The 16980-nt window shown below is 41.4% G+C and carries 15 protein-coding genes and 2 tRNA genes; 13 read left to right on the forward strand and 4 right to left on the reverse strand.

From position 1 onward, the window contains the following. Position 1: 1 nt before the first annotated feature. The 5 genes from K1I61_RS00005 (at position 2) to K1I61_RS00025 (ending at position 3858) form a co-directional block, all read left to right on the forward strand. Positions 2-75, forward strand: a tRNA-Ile gene (locus tag K1I61_RS00005). A gap of 6 nt (positions 76-81) precedes the next feature. Then, positions 82-169, forward strand: a tRNA-Ser gene (locus K1I61_RS00010). A gap of 130 nt (positions 170-299) precedes the next feature. Continuing rightward, a complete protein-coding gene (locus tag K1I61_RS00015; protein WP_223332526.1) occupies positions 300-1445 on the forward strand; it encodes a DUF4767 domain-containing protein in 1146 nt (381 codons plus the stop codon). Positions 1446-1616: 171 nt separating this feature from the next. Beyond that, positions 1617-2345 (forward strand): ABC transporter ATP-binding protein, encoded by a 729-nt coding sequence (locus K1I61_RS00020; protein WP_223332527.1) that lies wholly within the window; start codon positions 1617-1619, stop codon positions 2343-2345. Beyond that, positions 2338-3858 (forward strand): ABC transporter permease/substrate-binding protein, encoded by a 1521-nt coding sequence (locus K1I61_RS00025; protein ID WP_223332528.1) that lies wholly within the window; start codon positions 2338-2340, stop codon positions 3856-3858. Before K1I61_RS00020 ends, K1I61_RS00025 begins: the two co-directional genes overlap by 8 nt. Before the next feature lie 145 nt (positions 3859-4003). Here the strand turns inward: K1I61_RS00025 and K1I61_RS00030 are convergent, their stop codons facing one another. Continuing rightward, positions 4004-4555: a TetR/AcrR family transcriptional regulator gene (locus K1I61_RS00030; protein WP_223333171.1), complete on the reverse strand. Its 552-nt coding sequence runs from the start codon at positions 4553-4555 to the stop codon at positions 4004-4006. 136 nt (positions 4556-4691) lie between these two features. On the opposite strand from K1I61_RS00030, the gene K1I61_RS00035 reads away from it, so the two are divergent. Together K1I61_RS00035 and K1I61_RS00040 are read left to right on the forward strand one after the other, a co-directional pair. Next, entirely contained in the window at positions 4692-5588 is an 897-nt protein-coding gene (locus tag K1I61_RS00035) for a cation diffusion facilitator family transporter (RefSeq protein ID WP_223332530.1), read from the forward strand. Positions 5589-5667: 79 nt separating this feature from the next. After that, positions 5668-6705 (forward strand): zinc-binding dehydrogenase, encoded by a 1038-nt coding sequence (locus K1I61_RS00040; RefSeq protein ID WP_223332531.1) that lies wholly within the window; start codon positions 5668-5670, stop codon positions 6703-6705. Between the two features lie 221 nt (positions 6706-6926). On the opposite strand, the gene K1I61_RS00045 is transcribed toward K1I61_RS00040, so the two are convergent. Further along, entirely contained in the window at positions 6927-7928 is a 1002-nt protein-coding gene (locus tag K1I61_RS00045; RefSeq protein ID WP_223332532.1) for a LacI family DNA-binding transcriptional regulator, read from the reverse strand. Between the two features lie 168 nt (positions 7929-8096). Here K1I61_RS00045 and K1I61_RS00050 point away from each other — a divergent pair, with 168 nt between their 5' ends. From K1I61_RS00050 to K1I61_RS00065, 4 genes are all read left to right on the forward strand, one after another. After that, positions 8097-9275, forward strand: coding sequence for a galactokinase (locus K1I61_RS00050; RefSeq protein WP_223332533.1), 1179 nt, complete (start codon positions 8097-8099; stop codon positions 9273-9275). 11 nt (positions 9276-9286) lie between these two features. Next, a complete protein-coding gene (locus K1I61_RS00055; RefSeq protein ID WP_223332534.1) occupies positions 9287-9946 on the forward strand; it encodes an HAD family hydrolase in 660 nt (219 codons plus the stop codon). Further along, positions 9946-11427, forward strand: coding sequence for a UDP-glucose--hexose-1-phosphate uridylyltransferase (locus K1I61_RS00060; protein WP_223332535.1), 1482 nt, complete (start codon positions 9946-9948; stop codon positions 11425-11427). Before K1I61_RS00055 ends, K1I61_RS00060 begins: the two co-directional genes overlap by 1 nt. Positions 11428-11496: 69 nt before the next feature. Next, positions 11497-11901, forward strand: coding sequence for a PaaI family thioesterase (locus tag K1I61_RS00065; protein WP_006152721.1), 405 nt, complete (start codon positions 11497-11499; stop codon positions 11899-11901). Between the two features lie 62 nt (positions 11902-11963). Here K1I61_RS00065 and K1I61_RS00070 read toward each other — a convergent pair whose 3' ends face one another. Both K1I61_RS00070 and K1I61_RS00075 read right to left on the reverse strand, forming a co-directional pair. Then, positions 11964-12350 carry a bleomycin resistance protein gene (locus K1I61_RS00070; RefSeq protein ID WP_223332536.1) on the reverse strand — a complete coding sequence of 129 codons (387 nt, stop codon included), beginning with the start codon at positions 12348-12350 and terminating at the stop codon, positions 11964-11966. An 11-nt stretch (positions 12351-12361) separates the two neighbouring features. After that, positions 12362-13189: an exodeoxyribonuclease III gene (locus K1I61_RS00075; RefSeq protein WP_223332537.1), complete on the reverse strand. Its 828-nt coding sequence runs from the start codon at positions 13187-13189 to the stop codon at positions 12362-12364. Positions 13190-13451: 262 nt separating this feature from the next. Between K1I61_RS00075 and K1I61_RS00080 the strand changes: the two genes are divergently transcribed. Together K1I61_RS00080 and K1I61_RS00085 are read left to right on the forward strand one after the other, a co-directional pair. Beyond that, positions 13452-15197, forward strand: a complete 1746-nt coding sequence (locus tag K1I61_RS00080) for an ABC transporter ATP-binding protein (RefSeq protein WP_223332538.1) — start codon at positions 13452-13454, stop codon at positions 15195-15197. Continuing rightward, entirely contained in the window at positions 15187-16929 is a 1743-nt protein-coding gene (locus K1I61_RS00085; protein ID WP_223332542.1) for an ABC transporter ATP-binding protein, read from the forward strand. Before K1I61_RS00080 ends, K1I61_RS00085 begins: the two co-directional genes overlap by 11 nt. The last annotated feature ends 51 nt before the right edge of the window (positions 16930-16980 follow it).

A 16980-nucleotide genomic window follows, 5' to 3' on the forward strand; every position in this document is an offset into this window, starting at 1 on the left:
TGGGCGCGTAGCTCAGGTGGTTAGAGCGCACGCCTGATAAGCGTGAGGTCGGTGGTTCGAGTCCACTCGTGCCCATTAATAGGAGAATTACTCAAGAGGCTGAAGAGGACGGTTTGCTAAATCGTTAGGTCGGGTAACCGGCGCAAGGGTTCGAATCCCTTATTCTCCGTAATTAAAGAGCTTTATAGCTCTTTTTTTTATTGCCTTAGTCTTATATTATTCTTTTTATAACTCTTAAACATTTGATATAATGTAAGTGACATTACTAGAATAGTTAGATAACGATAAAGGAGTTTGTTATGGAAGTAAAGAGTATTTTAGGAGGTTTACTAGTTCTATTTATAAGCCTTTTTATGTTTGCTTGTAGTAATCATAGTTCCGAAAATTCTAATCAGGGACTTAGTTTATCAACAACTGTTAGTCAATCAAATACTAGTGAACAAACATCCGTAGAGGCTAAGAAAAATTTTAAAGAATTCTACAAGCCAGTTTTTGATAATTATCAAAAAATACTTTCTACACCGAAGGATGTAAATGCAATCGCTGAACTCTATAAGACTTTACAAGGCGGTGAACGCCCGATCAATAGTTGGTCAGTTGAAAATGCGGTTTATCAAGCTGATAAGATGAGTTTTGCTTATGCGGATCTTAATAAAGATGGTGTAGAGGAATTGTTAATAGGCGTTGAGCAATCTAATGGTGATTATTTTATTTCCGGTCTTTATTATCTCGTAAATGAGAAACCGATACTTTTAGCAGAAGGATTTGTAGCTGGTCATGGTGGGGCAAGAAATTCTATGAATATCTATAAGGATGGAGATATCTTAGAATTAAGCTGGTCATCTGGTACAGGTGAAGGTAGGGGAGTACTTTATCATCTGAATTCTAGCCAGCAAGCAGCAAGTAAAGTCCAGGAACAGGACATTCGTGTACCAGGTAACAAAAGTTTGCATTCTGACTTTGGTAAAGCAGAGGCAGATTTAATGAATTTCAAGCAACTTGACTGGCAGAAATTCGAAACTTCTACTAGCAGGACTATTTCTGGTGAGAAACAAAAGGCTCCTTGGAATACCAATAAATCTGCGAAATTGGAAGCCTTTATTAAAGGATGGGGAGAAAGACTTGGGCAACCCAATTACAAAAAGGGAATTTCAGGAGGAGATGTTGGTGCGGATAATCTCTATACCTTTGGAAATGGACCAAGCGAAAAAATGGATGTTGTATACACGGATACAGGTTTAGGGAACGCTAAGTACAGAATCGTGGAGCGCTATAGTAACTGGGATAAATATCCGGATGTGCACAGCTACTTCTTTGCGATAACCAATACAGGAGAAGCGATTGTTTTTCATTCACCGACAACTAATGGTGGGATTATGTACTTGAAACCAACCGAAAATACAGAAATACAAGCAGAGTTTAAACGTTTGGTGGAAGAAGAATAATCAATCATAATGGAGAGTTTGGCCTTAGCCAAACTCTTTTTCTTATATATGATTTCAAATCAAAATTGTTGACAGATGTAATTTCTAGTATTACAATATTATGATAACGATTACACTCTTATAAAAAGTGAGATAAGGATCTTAGCTTTTAAGGAGATGGTGAGGAAGAATATGATTGAATATAAACATGTAGCCTTGCGCTACACGGATAAGGACATTTTAAAAGATGTCAATCTCCGCATTGAAAATGGAGAATTCATGGTGCTAGTGGGTCCTTCAGGGTCTGGAAAGACCACCATGATCAAGATGATTAACCGTCTTTTGGAGCCGACAGATGGCAATATTTATATGGATGGGAAACGCATCAAGGACTATGATGAACGAGAATTACGTCTTTCTACTGGTTATGTTTTGCAGGCCATTGCTCTCTTTCCTAACTTGACTGTTGCTGAAAATATAGCATTGATTCCTGAGATGAAGGGCTGGAGTAAGGAACAAATAGCCTCTAAAACAGAAGAACTCTTGGACAAGGTGGGTCTGCCTGCTGCAGAGTATGCAGAGCGCATGCCTAGTGAGTTATCAGGTGGGGAGCAACAACGGATTGGCATTGTGCGGGCCATCATTGCAGAGCCAAAAATCTTACTGATGGATGAGCCTTTCTCTGCTCTCGATGCTATTTCTCGCAAACAGCTACAGTCTCTTACCAAAGACTTGCACAAAGAGTTTGGTATGACGACTATTTTCGTGACTCATGATACGGACGAGGCCTTAAAATTAGGCGATCGAATTGCTGTTTTACAGGATGGGGAGATTTGCCAGGTCGCTGACCCTGAAACAATTTTACAAGCACCTGCGACAGACTTTGTAGCAAACTTGTTTGGAGGTGGCCTTCATGTCTAATTTCATTTCAACCTTTCAGGAGCGATTTAGTGAATGGGTAATAGCTCTGGGACAACACTTACAATTATCTCTTTTGACCTTATTGGTCGCTATTTTTCTGACCATCCCACTTGCGGTTTATCTAAATAGTCACAAAAAAGTAGCGAATTGGGTGCTACAAGTTGCGGGTATCTTCCAGACCATACCCTCAATGGCTTTATTGGGTCTCTTTATTCCTTTCATGGGAATTGGAACCTTACCAGCCCTCACAGCCCTTGTTATTTACGCTATTTTTCCGATTTTAGAAAATACGATTACAGCCTTGAACGGCATTGATCCTAGTCTTGAGGAGGCAGGGATTGCTTTTGGAATGACTAAGTTGGAGCGACTCAAGAAGTTTGAAATTCCACTTGCCATGCCTGTCATTGTATCGGGAGTTCGTACAGCAACTGTTATGATCATTGGGACAGCAACTTTAGCCGCTCTTGTGGGAGCTGGAGGATTGGGCTCATTTATCCTTTTGGGAATTGATCGTCGGAATGCTAGTCTGATTTTAATCGGTGCAATCTCATCAGCTATTTTGGCCATTCTCTTTAATGTTGTTCTCAAATGGTTGGAAAAGGCAAAGTTGCGTACAATTGTTGCAGCCTTTGCTGTTATGGTGCTTGGTTTGGGAGCAAGTTATGCTCCAAGCATGATTCCTCAGAAAGAAAAAGAAAATCTAGTCATTGCTGGGAAGTTGGGACCTGAGCCAGAAATTCTTATGAATATGTATAAACTTCTCATCGAGGAAAATACGGATATGACGGTGACGGTCAAGCCTAACTTTGGGAAGACAGATTTCCTTTATCAAGCGCTGAAAAAGGGCGATATCGATATCTATCCAGAATTTTCTGGAACAGTGACAGAGAGTCTCCTCCAACCATCTCCACAAATTGGGCATGACCCAGAAAAGGTTTACGAGGTGGCTCGTGATGGCATTGCCAAACAGGATCAACTAGCCTTTCTTAAACCCATGGCTTATCAAAATACTTATGCTATAGCAGTTCCCAAAAAAATTGCGCAAGAATATGGGCTTAAGACGATTTCAGACTTGAAAAAAGTAGAAGGACAGCTCAAGGCGGGATTCACTCTAGAGTTTAATGACCGTGAGGATGGAAACAAGGGCTTGCAGTCTGTTTATGGATTGAATCTCAATGTGGCAACCATGGAGCCAGCTCTTCGCTACCAAGCCATCCAGTCAGGGGACATTCAAATTACAGATGCTTACTCAACAGATGCTGAAATTGCTCGCTATGATTTAGTGGTTTTGGAGGATGATAAACAACTCTTCCCTCCATACCAGGGCGCTCCACTCATGAAAGCTAAATTACTCGAAAAACATCCTGAGTTGGAAGTTATTCTTAATAAACTAGCTGGTAAAATCACCGAGAGCCAGATGAGTCAGATGAACTATCAGGTTGGTGTGGAAGGTAAATCAGCTGAAGAAGTGGCGCGTGATTTTCTAGTCCAGGAAGGATTGTTGAAGAAGTAAACTCTAGTTAGCTTTAGCTACGAACTTGTTCAAATAAGTTAGAATGATAAACCCATCTTGCTTTTGTGCAGGATGGGTTTTTGTGTAAGTTTAAGTCAAGAAATAAATACAATTAGCTAATCTAATAGAATTAAAAGTGTAAGAACTAGAGTAGTTTTTTTTCAGACTTCATTTCCATGACGTCTAAGTAAAATCTCACTACTTGGTCTTCTTTATAAGATTTCCCCTTTTTCAGCCACCAGGTCAATGTCTCGATAAAGTTAGTTACAACAAAGTGCTTGAGAAAGGAGGATGGAATGTTAGGATAGGAAACTTGCAAGTCCTCTGCTACCATAGGGTAAACATGGTGTTCCAGTTCTTTCTGTAATTGACGGAGGAAGTAGTCATTTTTTGAGAAAAGAAGACTGGTCACGTGGTCTTGATTTTTCTTAAAATGCAAAAAAATATGTGTCAAATATGCTTCGATGTTAATATTTTCCTCGCGTTCAAAAAGATGGTGAAAGAGATAGCGGCAAAGCTCGTCTAGGAGTAATTCTTTACTTTCATAATGGCTATAAAAGGTGGAACGACCAACATCTGCTAGGTCTATTATCTCCTGAACGGTGATTGTTTCAAAGTTTTTTTGATTTAGTAATTGCAAAAAAGCAGCATAGATGGCTTTTCGAGTCTTGGTAATGCGACGATCTTGAGTACTCATATGGACAATTTGAACAAACTGTTCAGTAACGTACATAGCGAACAGTTAGCCCCTATCCTTTCTTTTTGGAATGAGAGATAATACTAGTAAAGATAATAATTATACTACTACTATTATACCAAAGGAGAATAAAAAAATGACAACAAATCGTGCTGTTTGGCTGGCTTTTTTCTTAAATCTAAGCTTTGCCATTGTTGAATTTATCGCAGGTGGAGTATTTGGTTCGAGTGCTGTTCTTGCTGACTCTGTTCATGACTTGGGAGATGCAATCGCAATTGGGCTATCAGCCTTTCTAGAAACAATCTCCAATCGTGAAGAGGATAGTCATTACACCTTGGGCTACAAACGATTTAGCCTCCTAGGAGCTTTGATAACGGCTGTGATTCTTATGACAGGATCTGTACTTGTCATTTTGGAAAATATCACAAAAATGTTTCATCCACAACCTGTTAATGATAAGGGCATCCTCTGGCTTGGAATCATTGCGGTTACTATAAATGTGTTAGCAAGTTTAGTGGTTCGTAAAGGAAAAACAAAGAATGAATCTATTCTTAGCCTGCATTTTCTAGAAGATACTCTGGGCTGGCTGGCTGTTATCCTGATGGCAATTATTCTCCGATTTACAGACTGGTATATTTTAGATCCGCTCTTATCTCTTGTCATTTCTTTCTTTATTCTATCAAAAGCCATTCCACGTTTTTGGTCTACTCTCAAGATTTTCTTGGATGCTGTGCCAGAAGGAGTAGATATCAAGCAAGTCAAGAGTCGCCTAGAGCAATTGGAATATGTTGCTAGTGTCAATCAGCTCAATCTCTGGACTATGGATGGTTTGGAGAAAAATGCCATTATCCATGTTTGTCTCGAGAATGTCAAACATATGGAAGTTTGTAAAGAATCCATTCGAGACTTACTCAAAGATTGTGGTTTTCAAAATATTACCATTGAGGTAGATGCAGACTTAGCAAGTCACCAAATCCATAAGCGCAATATGGCAGAGCTAGAAGGAAGCTATGATCACGATCATCATCATTGATGAGGCGTAGTATAAGTGAGCAAAAGATTCATAAAAAGTGTATACTTGAAGTAAGTTAGATACAGAGAGGTAAATGTTTATGAAATCAGCAGTTTACACAAAAGCAGGTCAGGTTGGCATTGAGGTAATCAAACGTCCAAGCATTCAAGAAGCGGATGATGTGATTATCCGTGTGGTTCGTGCCTGCGTATGTGGTTCAGACTTATGGAGTTACCGAAATCCAGATATTAAAGCGGGACATAAAAATAGTGGACACGAAGCGATTGGAATCGTTGAAGAAACTGGAGAAGCCATCACAACGGTCAAGCCAGGTGACTTTGTCATCGCGCCTTTCACTCATGGTTGTGGAGAGTGTGATGCCTGTCGTGCTGGTTATGATGGGACTTGTGACCGCCATATTGGCACCAACTGGTCAGGTGGTGTCCAGGCTGAGTATATCCGTTTCCATTTTGCCAATTGGGCACTTGTAAAAATCCCTGGACAACCGTCCGATTATACAGAAGGGATGCTTAAATCCCTCTTGACTCTGGCTGATGTCATGCCGACTGGCTATCATGCAGCGCGTGTGGCTAATGTGCAAAAAGGCGACAAGGTTGTCGTTATTGGGGATGGGGCTGTTGGCCAATGTGCTGTCATTGCGGCTAAGATGCGTGGAGCTTCACAAATTATCCTTATGAGTCGTCACGAAGATCGACAACAAATGGCCTTGGAGTCAGGAGCGACAGCTGTTGTGGCCGAACGTGGTGAAGAGGGCATTGCAAAGGTGCGTGAAATCCTCGGAGGAGGAGCAGATGCATCACTTGAGTGTGTTGGTACTGAGGCGGCTGTTGAACAGGCTCTGGGTGTCCTTCATAATGGCGGTCGTATGGGAATTGTTGGTGTGCCTCACTATAATAACCGTGCCCTTGGTTCGACCTTTGCTCAGAATATTTCTGTTGCGGGTGGAGCAGCTTCTGCAACAACATACAATAAGCAATTCTTGCTCAAAGCTGTTCTTGATGGAGATATCAATCCAGGCCGTGTCTTTACTTCAAGCTATAAACTGAAAGATATCGACCAAGCTTATAAGGCTATGGATGAACGCAAGACTATCAAGTCTATGATTGTGATGGATTAATACTCTTCGAAAATCTCTTCAAACCACGTCAACTCTATCTGCAACCTCAAAACAGTGTTTTGAGCTGACTTCGTCAGTCTTATCCACAACCTCAAAGCAGTGCTTTGAGCAACCTGCGGCTAGCTTCCTAGTTTGCTCTTTGATTTTCATTGAGTATAAAAAGAAAAACCTAATAGGATTTGAGAATCTCTATTAGGTTTTTTTATGTTCAAGTGTTGTGCTTAATGCAAGGTGCTTTCTCTTAACGTCAGTTTGGTTCCAAGCATAGTGAGACTTGGAATTTTACGCCCATGAAGAACTTCTCTGTTCAAAATATCCATTCCTGTGCGTCCCATTTCTTCGGTGTAGACTGAGATACTGGAAAGGGGTGGGAACACTTGCTTGGTTAGAATAGTATCATTAAAGGAAATAATGCTGACGCGCTCTGGGATGCTGATGCTGGCTTCTTGAAGGGCGCGAAGAGCACCGATTGCCAAACTATCACTGGCTGCAAAAAAGGCTTGTGGAAGTTTATCTCCTAATTTTTCGATAGCCTCTTTCATCAAGTCATATCCAGATTGGGCAGTAAATAGTCCTTGGAAAATGAATTTATCGTTATAAATTCCTTTTTCTTGTGTATAGGATTTAAAGTAACCTAAGCGTTTGTCTGCGATGACTTCTTCTTGGTCAGTAGTAGTTTCAAGACCGGATAAGATACCAATCTTCTTAATCCCGTGGTCTGTAAAGTAATCAACCACCTGTCTAACAGCATTATTAAAATCTGTAATGACACAGGTATGGCCAAGGGCAATTGTATTACTATCTAAAAATACTAGGGGTTTGTGATATTCCTCAAATGAGGCAATCTGTGCTTGGCTGAATTTTCCAATACAAAGAATTCCAATGACTTCTTCGCTAAGCGTGAAAGGTTGATCGTTGAAATAACGCAAGATTTCGTAATCTAACTCTTGGGCTCTATTTTCGATTCCTAGTCGAATCTGATAGTAGTAGAGGTCTTCTAACTCTCCTTGTTCACTGACCCATTGGATTATGGCGATTTTCTGTTTGAGTTTATGTGATTCACCTGTTTTGAGATGTTTGGTGTAGCCTAGTTCTTCGGCGACAGTTAAAATACGATGTCGGGTTTCTTCTGTGACAGATAGACTCTGATCGCGATTGAGGACACGGGATACAGTTGCGATTGAAACAGAGGCTAGCTGAGCGATATCTTTGAGTGTAGCCATAATTCCCCTCCTTTTTAGGTTATTATAGCATATTTTTCTTACTTTTTACTCATAGTTTAGTAAAATATCGGTAAAAATGTTGACCAAAGCAAAACCCTTGGGTACAATAGAAGAAAACGATTACAAGGTAAACTTTTTTACCTAACAAATTGTCAAAGGAGAATTCATATGACACAACATCTTACTGCTGATGCACTTCGCAAGGATTTTCTTGCTGTTTTTGGTCAAGAAGCAGACCAAACCTTCTTCTCACCAGGGCGCATCAACTTGATCGGGGAACATACTGACTATAACGGTGGCCATGTTTTCCCAGCAGCTATCTCACTAGGAACTTATGGGGCCGCACGCAAGCGTGATGACCAAGTCTTGCGTTTCTACTCAGCAAACTTTGAGGATAAAGGAATTATCGAAGTTCCTCTAGCTGACCTTAAGTTTGAGAAAGAGCACAACTGGACCAACTATCCAAAAGGTGTCCTTCATTTCTTGCAAGAAGCTGGGCATGTGATTGACAAAGGTTTTGATTTCTATGTCTTTGGGAATATCCCAAATGGTGCGGGCTTGTCTTCTTCTGCATCCTTGGAGCTTTTGACAGGTGTCGTGGCAGAATACCTCTTTGACCTAAAATTGGACCGTCTAGACTTAGTTAAAATCGGAAAATTGACAGAAAATAACTTTATCGGTGTTAACTCTGGTATCATGGACCAATTTGCTATCGGTATGGGTGCAGACCAACGTGCTATTTACCTAGATACTAACACTCTAGAATACGACTTGGTTCCTCTTGATTTGAAGGACAATGTCGTTGTGATTATGAATACCAACAAACGCCGTGAGCTAGCAGATTCTAAGTACAATGAACGCCGTGCTGAGTGTGAAAAAGCAGTGGAAGAACTTCAAGTTGCCTTGGATATCCAGACTTTAGGTGAATTGGACGAGTGGGCTTTTGATGAATATAGCTACCTGATCAAAGACGAAAATCGTTTGAAACGTGCTCGCCACGCAGTTCTTGAAAACCAACGTACCCTTAAAGCGCAAGCAGCACTTCAAGCGGGAGATTTGGATAAGTTTGGTCGTTTGATGAATGCGTCTCACGTTTCTTTGGAACATGACTACGAAGTGACTGGTTTGGAATTGGATACCCTTGTTCATACGGCTTGGGCTCAAGAAGGTGTTCTTGGTGCTCGTATGACAGGAGCAGGTTTTGGTGGTTGTGCCATTGCCCTGGTTCAAAAAGATGTGGTTGAGGCCTTTAAAGAAGCTGTTGGTAAGCACTACGAAGAAATTGTTGGCTATGCACCAAACTTCTATATCGCTGAAGTTGCAGGTGGGACTCGCGTCTTAGATTAGGAGAGAAGGATATGGAAGCTGTAATATTTGATTTAGATGGCTTATTAGCCGATACTGAAATCATTTCTCTAAAAGTTTATCAAGAATTGCTTAGAGATTTTGGAATTCCTTTCACAGAAGAAACTTATTCTAGAGACTACAGTGGACATAGGGAAGAGGAGAATGTTCAACGATTTTTGGATACCTATGATTTACCCTGGAACTTTGACCAAACCTTGGCTAAAGTTTATGAACTGGAAGCTCAAATCTTAGCTCAAGGTGTAAATTTAAAAAAAGGTGCTAAAAATTTGCTTACTTATTTGCAAAGAGAAGGCGTTCCAATCGCTTTAGCAACATCAAGTGTTGAATCTCGAGCTAGAATGATCTTGGATAGTAATGGTATACTATCCCTATTTGACCATCTAGTTTTTGCAAAAGATGTGAAGCGAAGTAAACCATACCCTGATATATTTTTAAAGGGCTGCAGTGATTTGAACGTTTTACCAGAGAATTGCTTGGTACTAGAGGATAGTGAAGCAGGGATTGAAGCGGCATCTAGAGCTGGGATTCCAGTTATTTGTATTCCAGATTTAAAAATACCAGCACAGTCTTTCTTAAATAAAACAGAACAAGTTTTTCAGGATTTGGATGCTGTTAGAGACTATTTAGAAAGTCAGAAGGAGGTTTTCTAGTGACCTTAGTAGAAAAATTTGTTACCAAAGTCATTGCAGAAAGCACCTTTGAAGAGTTGGATCGTATATATCTGACCAATCGTGTCTTGGCTTTGGTTGGAGATGAAGTTCTCGAAGTCAAGACTGACCAAGATAAGTTGATTGACCTTAAAGATCAGCTTGTCGAGGAAGCCGTTCGATTAGGGAAGATTGAAGATAGTCTGGCTGCGCGTGAAATTCTTGGAGCTGACCTCATGGACTTGGTAACGCCGTGTCCAAGTCAGGTTAATCGTGATTTTTGGGCTACTTATGCCCAGTCACCAGAGCAGGCAATTGCGGACTTCTACCAACTCAGTCAGAAGAATGACTACATCAAACTAAAGGCCATCGCAAAGAATATTGCTTATCGTGTACCGTCTGACTACGGTGAACTGGAGATTACCATCAATCTCTCTAAGCCTGAAAAGGATCCAAAGGAGATTGCGGCAGCCAAGTTAGTCAAATCTAGTAACTATCCTCAATGTCAGCTTTGTATGGAAAATGAAGGCTACCATGGTCGTGTCAATCATCCTGCTAGAAGCAATCATCGCATCATTCGTTTTGATATTTCTGGGCAGGAGTGGGGCTTCCAGTATTCGCCTTACGCTTACTTTAATGAGCACTGTATTTTCCTAGACAGCAAGCATCGTCCTATGGCTATTAGTCGCCAAAGCTTCGAGCGTTTGTTAGCAATTGTGGAGCAGTTTCCAGGCTACTTTGCTGGTTCAAATGCTGATTTGCCAATCGTGGGTGGCTCCATCCTGACCCATGATCATTATCAAGGTGGGCGCCATGTATTCCCAATGGAAGTGGCTCCTATTCAGAAAAGCGTTACCTTTGTAGGTTTTAAAACGGTTAAAGCAGGGATTGTTCAATGGCCTATGTCCGTCATTCGACTAACTTCAGATTCTAAAGAGGATTTGACAGAACTAGCGGATAAAATCTTACTAGCTTGGCGTCAATACTCTGATCCAAGTGTACAGGTCTTGGCAGAAAGTGATGGAACACCGCACCATACCATTACTCCAATAGCCCGTAAACGAGATGGACAGTTTGAGTTGGATTTGGTCTTGAGGGATAATCAAACATCCCCAGAGCATCCAGATGGTATCTATCATCCCCACAAGGATGTCCAACATATCAAGAAGGAAAATATCGGCTTGATAGAGGTTATGGGATTGGCTATCTTGCCACCACGCTTGAAGGAAGAAGTGGAGCAAGTAGCAGCTTACCTAGTCGGAGAGGATGTTTCTATTGCGGATTATCACCAAGAATGGGCAGATGAGTTGAAGGGAAGTCATCCTGGATTGACTGATAAAGACCAAGCTCTCGAAATTGTCCAAGAATCTGTGGGTGAAATCTTTACTCGGGTGTTGGAAGATGCAGGAGTTTATAAGCAAACCGAAGAAGGACAAGCAGCCTTTATGCGCTTTGTGGAGCAGGTTGGTATTTTGCCCGAATAAGTGCTTGTCTCTTGCGTAGAGTCTTGAAAAGTAGTATCATAGTGTCGTTTGAAATATCAGGAGGAACGTATGAAAGATTTTCACTTTGACGCTATATCTGCCTTTGAAAATTACGAAATTGAAAAAATGAGAGACGGTCACGTTGTGGTGACAACAAAAGTAGTGGACTCTTCACTCAACTACTATGGAAATGCTCATGGAGGCTATCTCTTTACCCTATGTGACCAAATCAGTGGACTTGTGGTGATTTCGCTAGGATTAGACGGGGTGACACTCCAGTCTTCCATCAACTATCTGAAAGCTGGAAATCTAGGAGATGTTCTCACTATCAAAGGAGAATGTGTCCATCAAGGACGTACCACTTGTGTCGTCGATGTTGACATCATCAACCAAGATGGCCGAAATGTCTGCAAGGCAACCTTCACCATGTTTGTCACAGGACAACGATCTGAAGATAGACAGGTGAGGATATAGGAAACAAAAAAAGAGGCACATGCCTCTTTTTTATTACTTTTCCACTCTAATGATTTATCATTCTATTCGCTAAATCTTAAAAAATAGCCATCTGGGTCTAAAACTGCAAATTCATGAGGGTAGATATATTGTTCACCAACACGAAATTCTCTTTTAGTCAAAGGACGATGAATAGGATAGTTGGATTCTAACAATTTCTGATGGAGCCTAGGGACATCCTTGATACCAAAGGAAATATTGACACCACGCCCGAAAGGATAAGTCAGTTGGGATAATTCTTCTGCGTTGCCTTCTTCTAGCATAAGTTGGCAGTTTTCAAGCGAAAGGAAGAGAAATTTTTCCTCTGGACGCTCGTATTCGACAGAGAATCCCAATAAGTCGCAGTAGAAGTGACGCGATTTCTCGATATCCGATACGACAAATTCAGGGATGACAGCTTGATAGTCCATTCGTTTTCTCCTTAGAAATCAATCTCCAAGACAATCGGTGTATGGTCTTGGCGTGCGCCTGAGTCAATCATGTCTGACTTGGTAACTTTGTCTGCTACACGGTTACTTGTGAGCCAGTAGTCGATTCTCCAGCCTGTGTTGTTGATTTTTGAAGTCTTGCTGCGTTGTGCCCACCAAGTATAGCGTTCTGGCACATCTCCATGGACATGACGGAAGGTGTCTGTAAATCCTTTGGCTAAAAGGTTTGTAAATCCTTCACGTTCTTCGTCTGTAAATCCTGGTGAACGGCGGTTGCTGGCTGGGTTGGCAAGGTCAATTTCCTTGTGGGCAACGTTATAGTCACCTGTAGCAAGGACAGGTTTTTGCTTATCTAATTCAGCCAAGTATTCAGCATATTTGACATCCCAGACTTGACGTTCTTCCAAGCGTTTGAGGCCATCTCCAGCATTAGGAGTGTAAACTTGAGTCACGAAAAATGTATCAAATTCTAGGGTAATGATGCGTCCTTCCGAGTCCATAGTAGAAGGGGCACCGATTTCTGGGAAGCTAATAGTTGGAGTCAGTTCTTTCTTATAGAGAAACATAGTTCCAGCATAGCCTTTACGAGCAGGTTCTTGAGAGGAACGCCAAGTATTTTCATATCCAGGGAAGAGTTCTTCTAACACCTCGAGATGTTTTTTAGTAGGCCCTGTAGCTGAAAGCTTGGTTTCCTGGATAGCGATGATATCAGCATCTTCGGCTACCAATGTTTGGAGGACGTCTTGTGACAATTTCGCACGCGCAGAGTCACTCGTGAGTGCAGCGTTTAGGGAATCAATATTCCATGAGATAAGTTTCATAGTGTGTACCTTTTCATTCAGATTATAGACAATATTATACCAGAAAAAGAAGTATTTCCCCAGCGTATGGTTTGAAAAATCCAGGTCATTCCTATATAATAAAGAATGATTTATGTAAAAGATTGAAAATAAATGAAATGTTACTCCTTTGAGTATCTTTATCGCTGAATATGACAAAGTTTAAGTTAGTGTCATCACCTAAGAATAGGAAAAACCTGAGGCAGTCGCCTCAGGTTTCCATTTGTCATTAGAAAGGAATTTTATGTCCATCATCCAAAAACTCTGGTGGTTTTTTAAATTAGAAAAACGCCGTTACCTCATCGGAATCGTAGCTTTGGTTTTGGTTTCTGTACTAAACCTCATCCCACCTATGGTCATGGGGCGCGTGATCGATGCCATTACTTCGGGACGATTAACACAAGATGAGCTCCTGCTTCATCTCTTTTATCTCCTGCTGGCAGCTTTCGGGATGTACTACCTGCGTTATGTTTGGCGCATGTATATCCTAGGGACCTCCTACCGACTTGGACAAATTATGCGTTCAAGACTATTTGAGCATTTTACAAAAATGTCGCCTGCTTTTTACCAGAATTATCGAACTGGGGATTTGATGGCTCACGCAACCAATGATATCAATGCTCTGACTCGTCTAGCAGGTGGTGGTGTCATGTCGGCGGTGGATGCCTCTATCACGGCCTTAGTGACTCTCTTGACCATGCTCTTTAGCATCTCGTGGCAGATGACCTTGGTTGCCATTCTACCTTTGCCATTTATGGCCTATGCGACTAGTCGTCTGGGGAGAAAGACCCATAAAGCTTTCGGAGAATCACAAGCAGCCTTTTCTGAACTCAACAATAAGGTTCAAGAATCTGTATCAGGTATCAAGGTAACCAAGTCCTTTGGCTATCAGTCTGATGAATTGGCATCTTTCCAGGAGGTCAATGATTTGACCTTCCAAAAGAATCTGCAAACCATGAAATATGATAGTCTCTTTGACCCCATGGTTCTACTCTTTGTTGGTTCTTCCTATGCCTTAACTCTCTTAGTGGGTGCCTTTATGGTGCAAGCAGGACAAGTAACCGTTGGTAATCTGGTCACCTTTATCTCTTACTTGGATATGTTGGTATGGCCTTTGATGGCGATTGGTTTTCTCTTTAATATTACTCAAAGAGGGAAGGTTTCTTATCAACGAATCGAGAGTCTTTTGTCCCAAGAGTCACCTGTCAAGGACCCAGAATCTCCACTTGACGGGATTGAAAATGGGCGCTTAGACTATGCCATTGATCGTTTTGCCTTTGAAGACGAAGAGACGCTGAGAGATATACATTTTAGTCTCGAAAAAGGGCAAACCTTGGGCTTGGTTGGACAGACTGGTTCAGGGAAAACAGCTTTGATTAAATTGCTCCTACGTGAGTATGACGTTGACCAAGGAGCTATTTATCTAAATGGTCATGACATTCGTGACTATCGACTAGCTGACTTACGAAGTTTGATGGGATACGTCCCACAGGACCAATTTCTCTTTGCTAGTTCTATCTTAGAGAATATTTGTTTTGGGAATCCTGATCTACCTTTCTCAGCAGTAGAAGAAGCGACTCAGTTGGCTCAAGTCTATCAAGACATTCAAGCCATGCCTGAGGGGTTTGATACAGTTATCGGGGAAAAAGGTGTCAGTCTATCTGGTGGGCAAAAGCAACGTCTGGCTATGAGTCGGGCTATGATTTTAAATCCTGATATCTTGATTTTAGATGATTCCTTGTCAGCTGTGGATGCTAAGACAGAGTTCGCGATCATCGATAATCTCAAGGAAACTCGCAAAGATAAAACGACTATCATCACTGCCCATCGTCTCAGTGCAGTTGTTCATGCTGATTTGATCTTGGTTATGCAAAATGGACAGATTATCGAACGTGGGACTCATGAGGACTTACTAGCCTTGGATGGTTGGTATGCCCAAACCTACCAGTCTCAACAGTTAGAAATGAAAGGAGAAGAAGATGCGGAATAAACAAGAACAATGGGCTGTATTAAAGCGTTTGTTGTCTTATCTTAAGCCTTATGGGCTCCTCACCTTTTTAGCCTTAGCTTTTCTCCTTGCGACGACTGTTGTTAAGAGTATTATCCCCCTGGTAGCTTCGCACTTTATCGACCAGTATCTAAACAACCTTAATCAGCTTGCTGTTACAGTTTTGCTAGTTTACTATGGTCTCTACATTCTTCAAACTATTGTCCAATATGTGGGGAATCTCCTTTTTGCGCGCGTGTCCTACAGCATCGTTAGAGATATCCGACGTGATGCCTTTGACAATATGGAGAAGCTAGGCATGTCTTACTTTGATAAAACGCCTGCAGGCTCTATTGTCTCTCGTTTGACAAATGACACCGAGACTATCAGTGATATGTTCTCAGGGATCTTATCTAGCTTTATCTCGGCAGTCTTTATATTCGTGACGACCCTTTATACCATGTTAGTTCTGGACTATCGTCTGACTGCTTTAGTCTTGCTCTTTCTGCCTTTGATTTTCCTTTTGGTCAATCTCTACCGTAAAAAATCTGTCAAGGTCATTGAAAAAACCAGAAGTCTACTGTCAGATATTAACAGTAAGCTGACCGAAAATATCGAAGGAATTCGTATTATTCAAGCCTTTAACCAAGAAAAACGCCTGCAAGATGAGTTTGATGAGATAAACCAGGAACACCTAGTCTACGCTAATCGTTCAGTAGCCTTGGATTCTCTCTTTTTACGTCCAGCTATGAGTTTGTTGAAGCTGTTGGGATATGCAGTTTTGATGGCTTACTTTGGCTATCGCGGTCTTTATCTAGGAATAACGGCAGGAACTATGTATGCCTTTATCCAGTACATCAACCGTCTCTTTGATCCTCTCATCGAGGTAACGCAAAACTTTTCTACTCTTCAGACCTCCATGGTGTCAGCAGGACGTGTTTTTGCGCTGATTGATGAGTCAAACTATGAACCGGTCCAAGAAAATGGACAAGCCGAGATTCAAGAAGGAAATATTCGCTTTGAGCATGTGTCCTTCTCTTATGATGGGCAACACCAAATTCTAGATGATATTTCCTTTACCGTCAATAAAGGAGAAACCATTGCTTTTGTCGGTCATACGGGATCGGGAAAATCTTCTATTATCAATGTTCTGATGCGCTTTTATGAATTCCAGTCAGGTCGGGTACTACTAGATGGTGTGGATATTCGAGAGTATAGTCAAGATGAGCTGAGAAAAAACATCGGTTTGGTTCTACAGGAGCCCTTCCTCTATCATGGGACCATTAAGTCCAATATCGCTATGTACCAAGATATCAGCGATGACCAAGTCAAGGCTGCAGCAGAATTTGTTGATGCAGATTCCTTCATTCAGGATCTTCCTTTAGGTTATGATGCCCCTGTATCTGAGCGTGGTTCGAGTTTTTCAAGTGGTCAACGTCAGCTTCTTGCCTTTGCTAGAACTGTTGCCAGTCAACCTAAAATTCTGATTTTGGATGAAGCGACAGCCAATATCGACTCTGAAACAGAAGCTCTGGTCCAAAATTCACTAGCCAAGATGAGACAAGGTCGGACAACCATTGCCATCGCCCATCGCCTTTCTACCATTCAAGATGCTAATTGTATCTATGTTCTTGATAAGGGACGTATCATCGAAAGTGGAACCCACGAGGAACTCCTAGCATTAGGTGGAACCTATCACAAGATGTATAGTTTGCAGGCAGGGGCTCTTTCCTAGGGAAGAATTCCTTTAAAACACAGATTTCTTGCACTGCCTCTTTCATTTTGT

The sequence above is a fragment of the Streptococcus infantis genome (genome assembly GCF_019929665.1).
GTDB lineage: Bacteria > Bacillota > Bacilli > Lactobacillales > Streptococcaceae > Streptococcus > Streptococcus infantis_H.

Coding starts and splice junctions, on each gene's coding strand:
- K1I61_RS00015 (WP_223332526.1), top strand. CDS start 300: ATGGAAGTAAAGAGTATTTTAGGAGGTTTACTAGTTCTATTTATAAGC.
- K1I61_RS00020 (WP_223332527.1), top strand. CDS start 1,617: ATGATTGAATATAAACATGTAGCCTTGCGCTACACGGATAAGGACATT.
- K1I61_RS00025 (WP_223332528.1), top strand. CDS start 2,338: ATGTCTAATTTCATTTCAACCTTTCAGGAGCGATTTAGTGAATGGGTA.
- K1I61_RS00030 (WP_223333171.1), bottom strand. CDS start 4,555: ATGAGTACTCAAGATCGTCGCATTACCAAGACTCGAAAAGCCATCTAT.
- K1I61_RS00035 (WP_223332530.1), top strand. CDS start 4,692: ATGACAACAAATCGTGCTGTTTGGCTGGCTTTTTTCTTAAATCTAAGC.
- K1I61_RS00040 (WP_223332531.1), top strand. CDS start 5,668: ATGAAATCAGCAGTTTACACAAAAGCAGGTCAGGTTGGCATTGAGGTA.
- K1I61_RS00045 (WP_223332532.1), bottom strand. CDS start 7,928: ATGGCTACACTCAAAGATATCGCTCAGCTAGCCTCTGTTTCAATCGCA.
- K1I61_RS00050 (WP_223332533.1), top strand. CDS start 8,097: ATGACACAACATCTTACTGCTGATGCACTTCGCAAGGATTTTCTTGCT.
- K1I61_RS00055 (WP_223332534.1), top strand. CDS start 9,287: ATGGAAGCTGTAATATTTGATTTAGATGGCTTATTAGCCGATACTGAA.
- K1I61_RS00065 (WP_006152721.1), top strand. CDS start 11,497: ATGAAAGATTTTCACTTTGACGCTATATCTGCCTTTGAAAATTACGAA.
- K1I61_RS00070 (WP_223332536.1), bottom strand. CDS start 12,350: ATGGACTATCAAGCTGTCATCCCTGAATTTGTCGTATCGGATATCGAG.
- K1I61_RS00075 (WP_223332537.1), bottom strand. CDS start 13,189: ATGAAACTTATCTCATGGAATATTGATTCCCTAAACGCTGCACTCACG.
- K1I61_RS00080 (WP_223332538.1), top strand. CDS start 13,452: ATGTCCATCATCCAAAAACTCTGGTGGTTTTTTAAATTAGAAAAACGC.
- K1I61_RS00085 (WP_223332542.1), top strand. CDS start 15,187: ATGCGGAATAAACAAGAACAATGGGCTGTATTAAAGCGTTTGTTGTCT.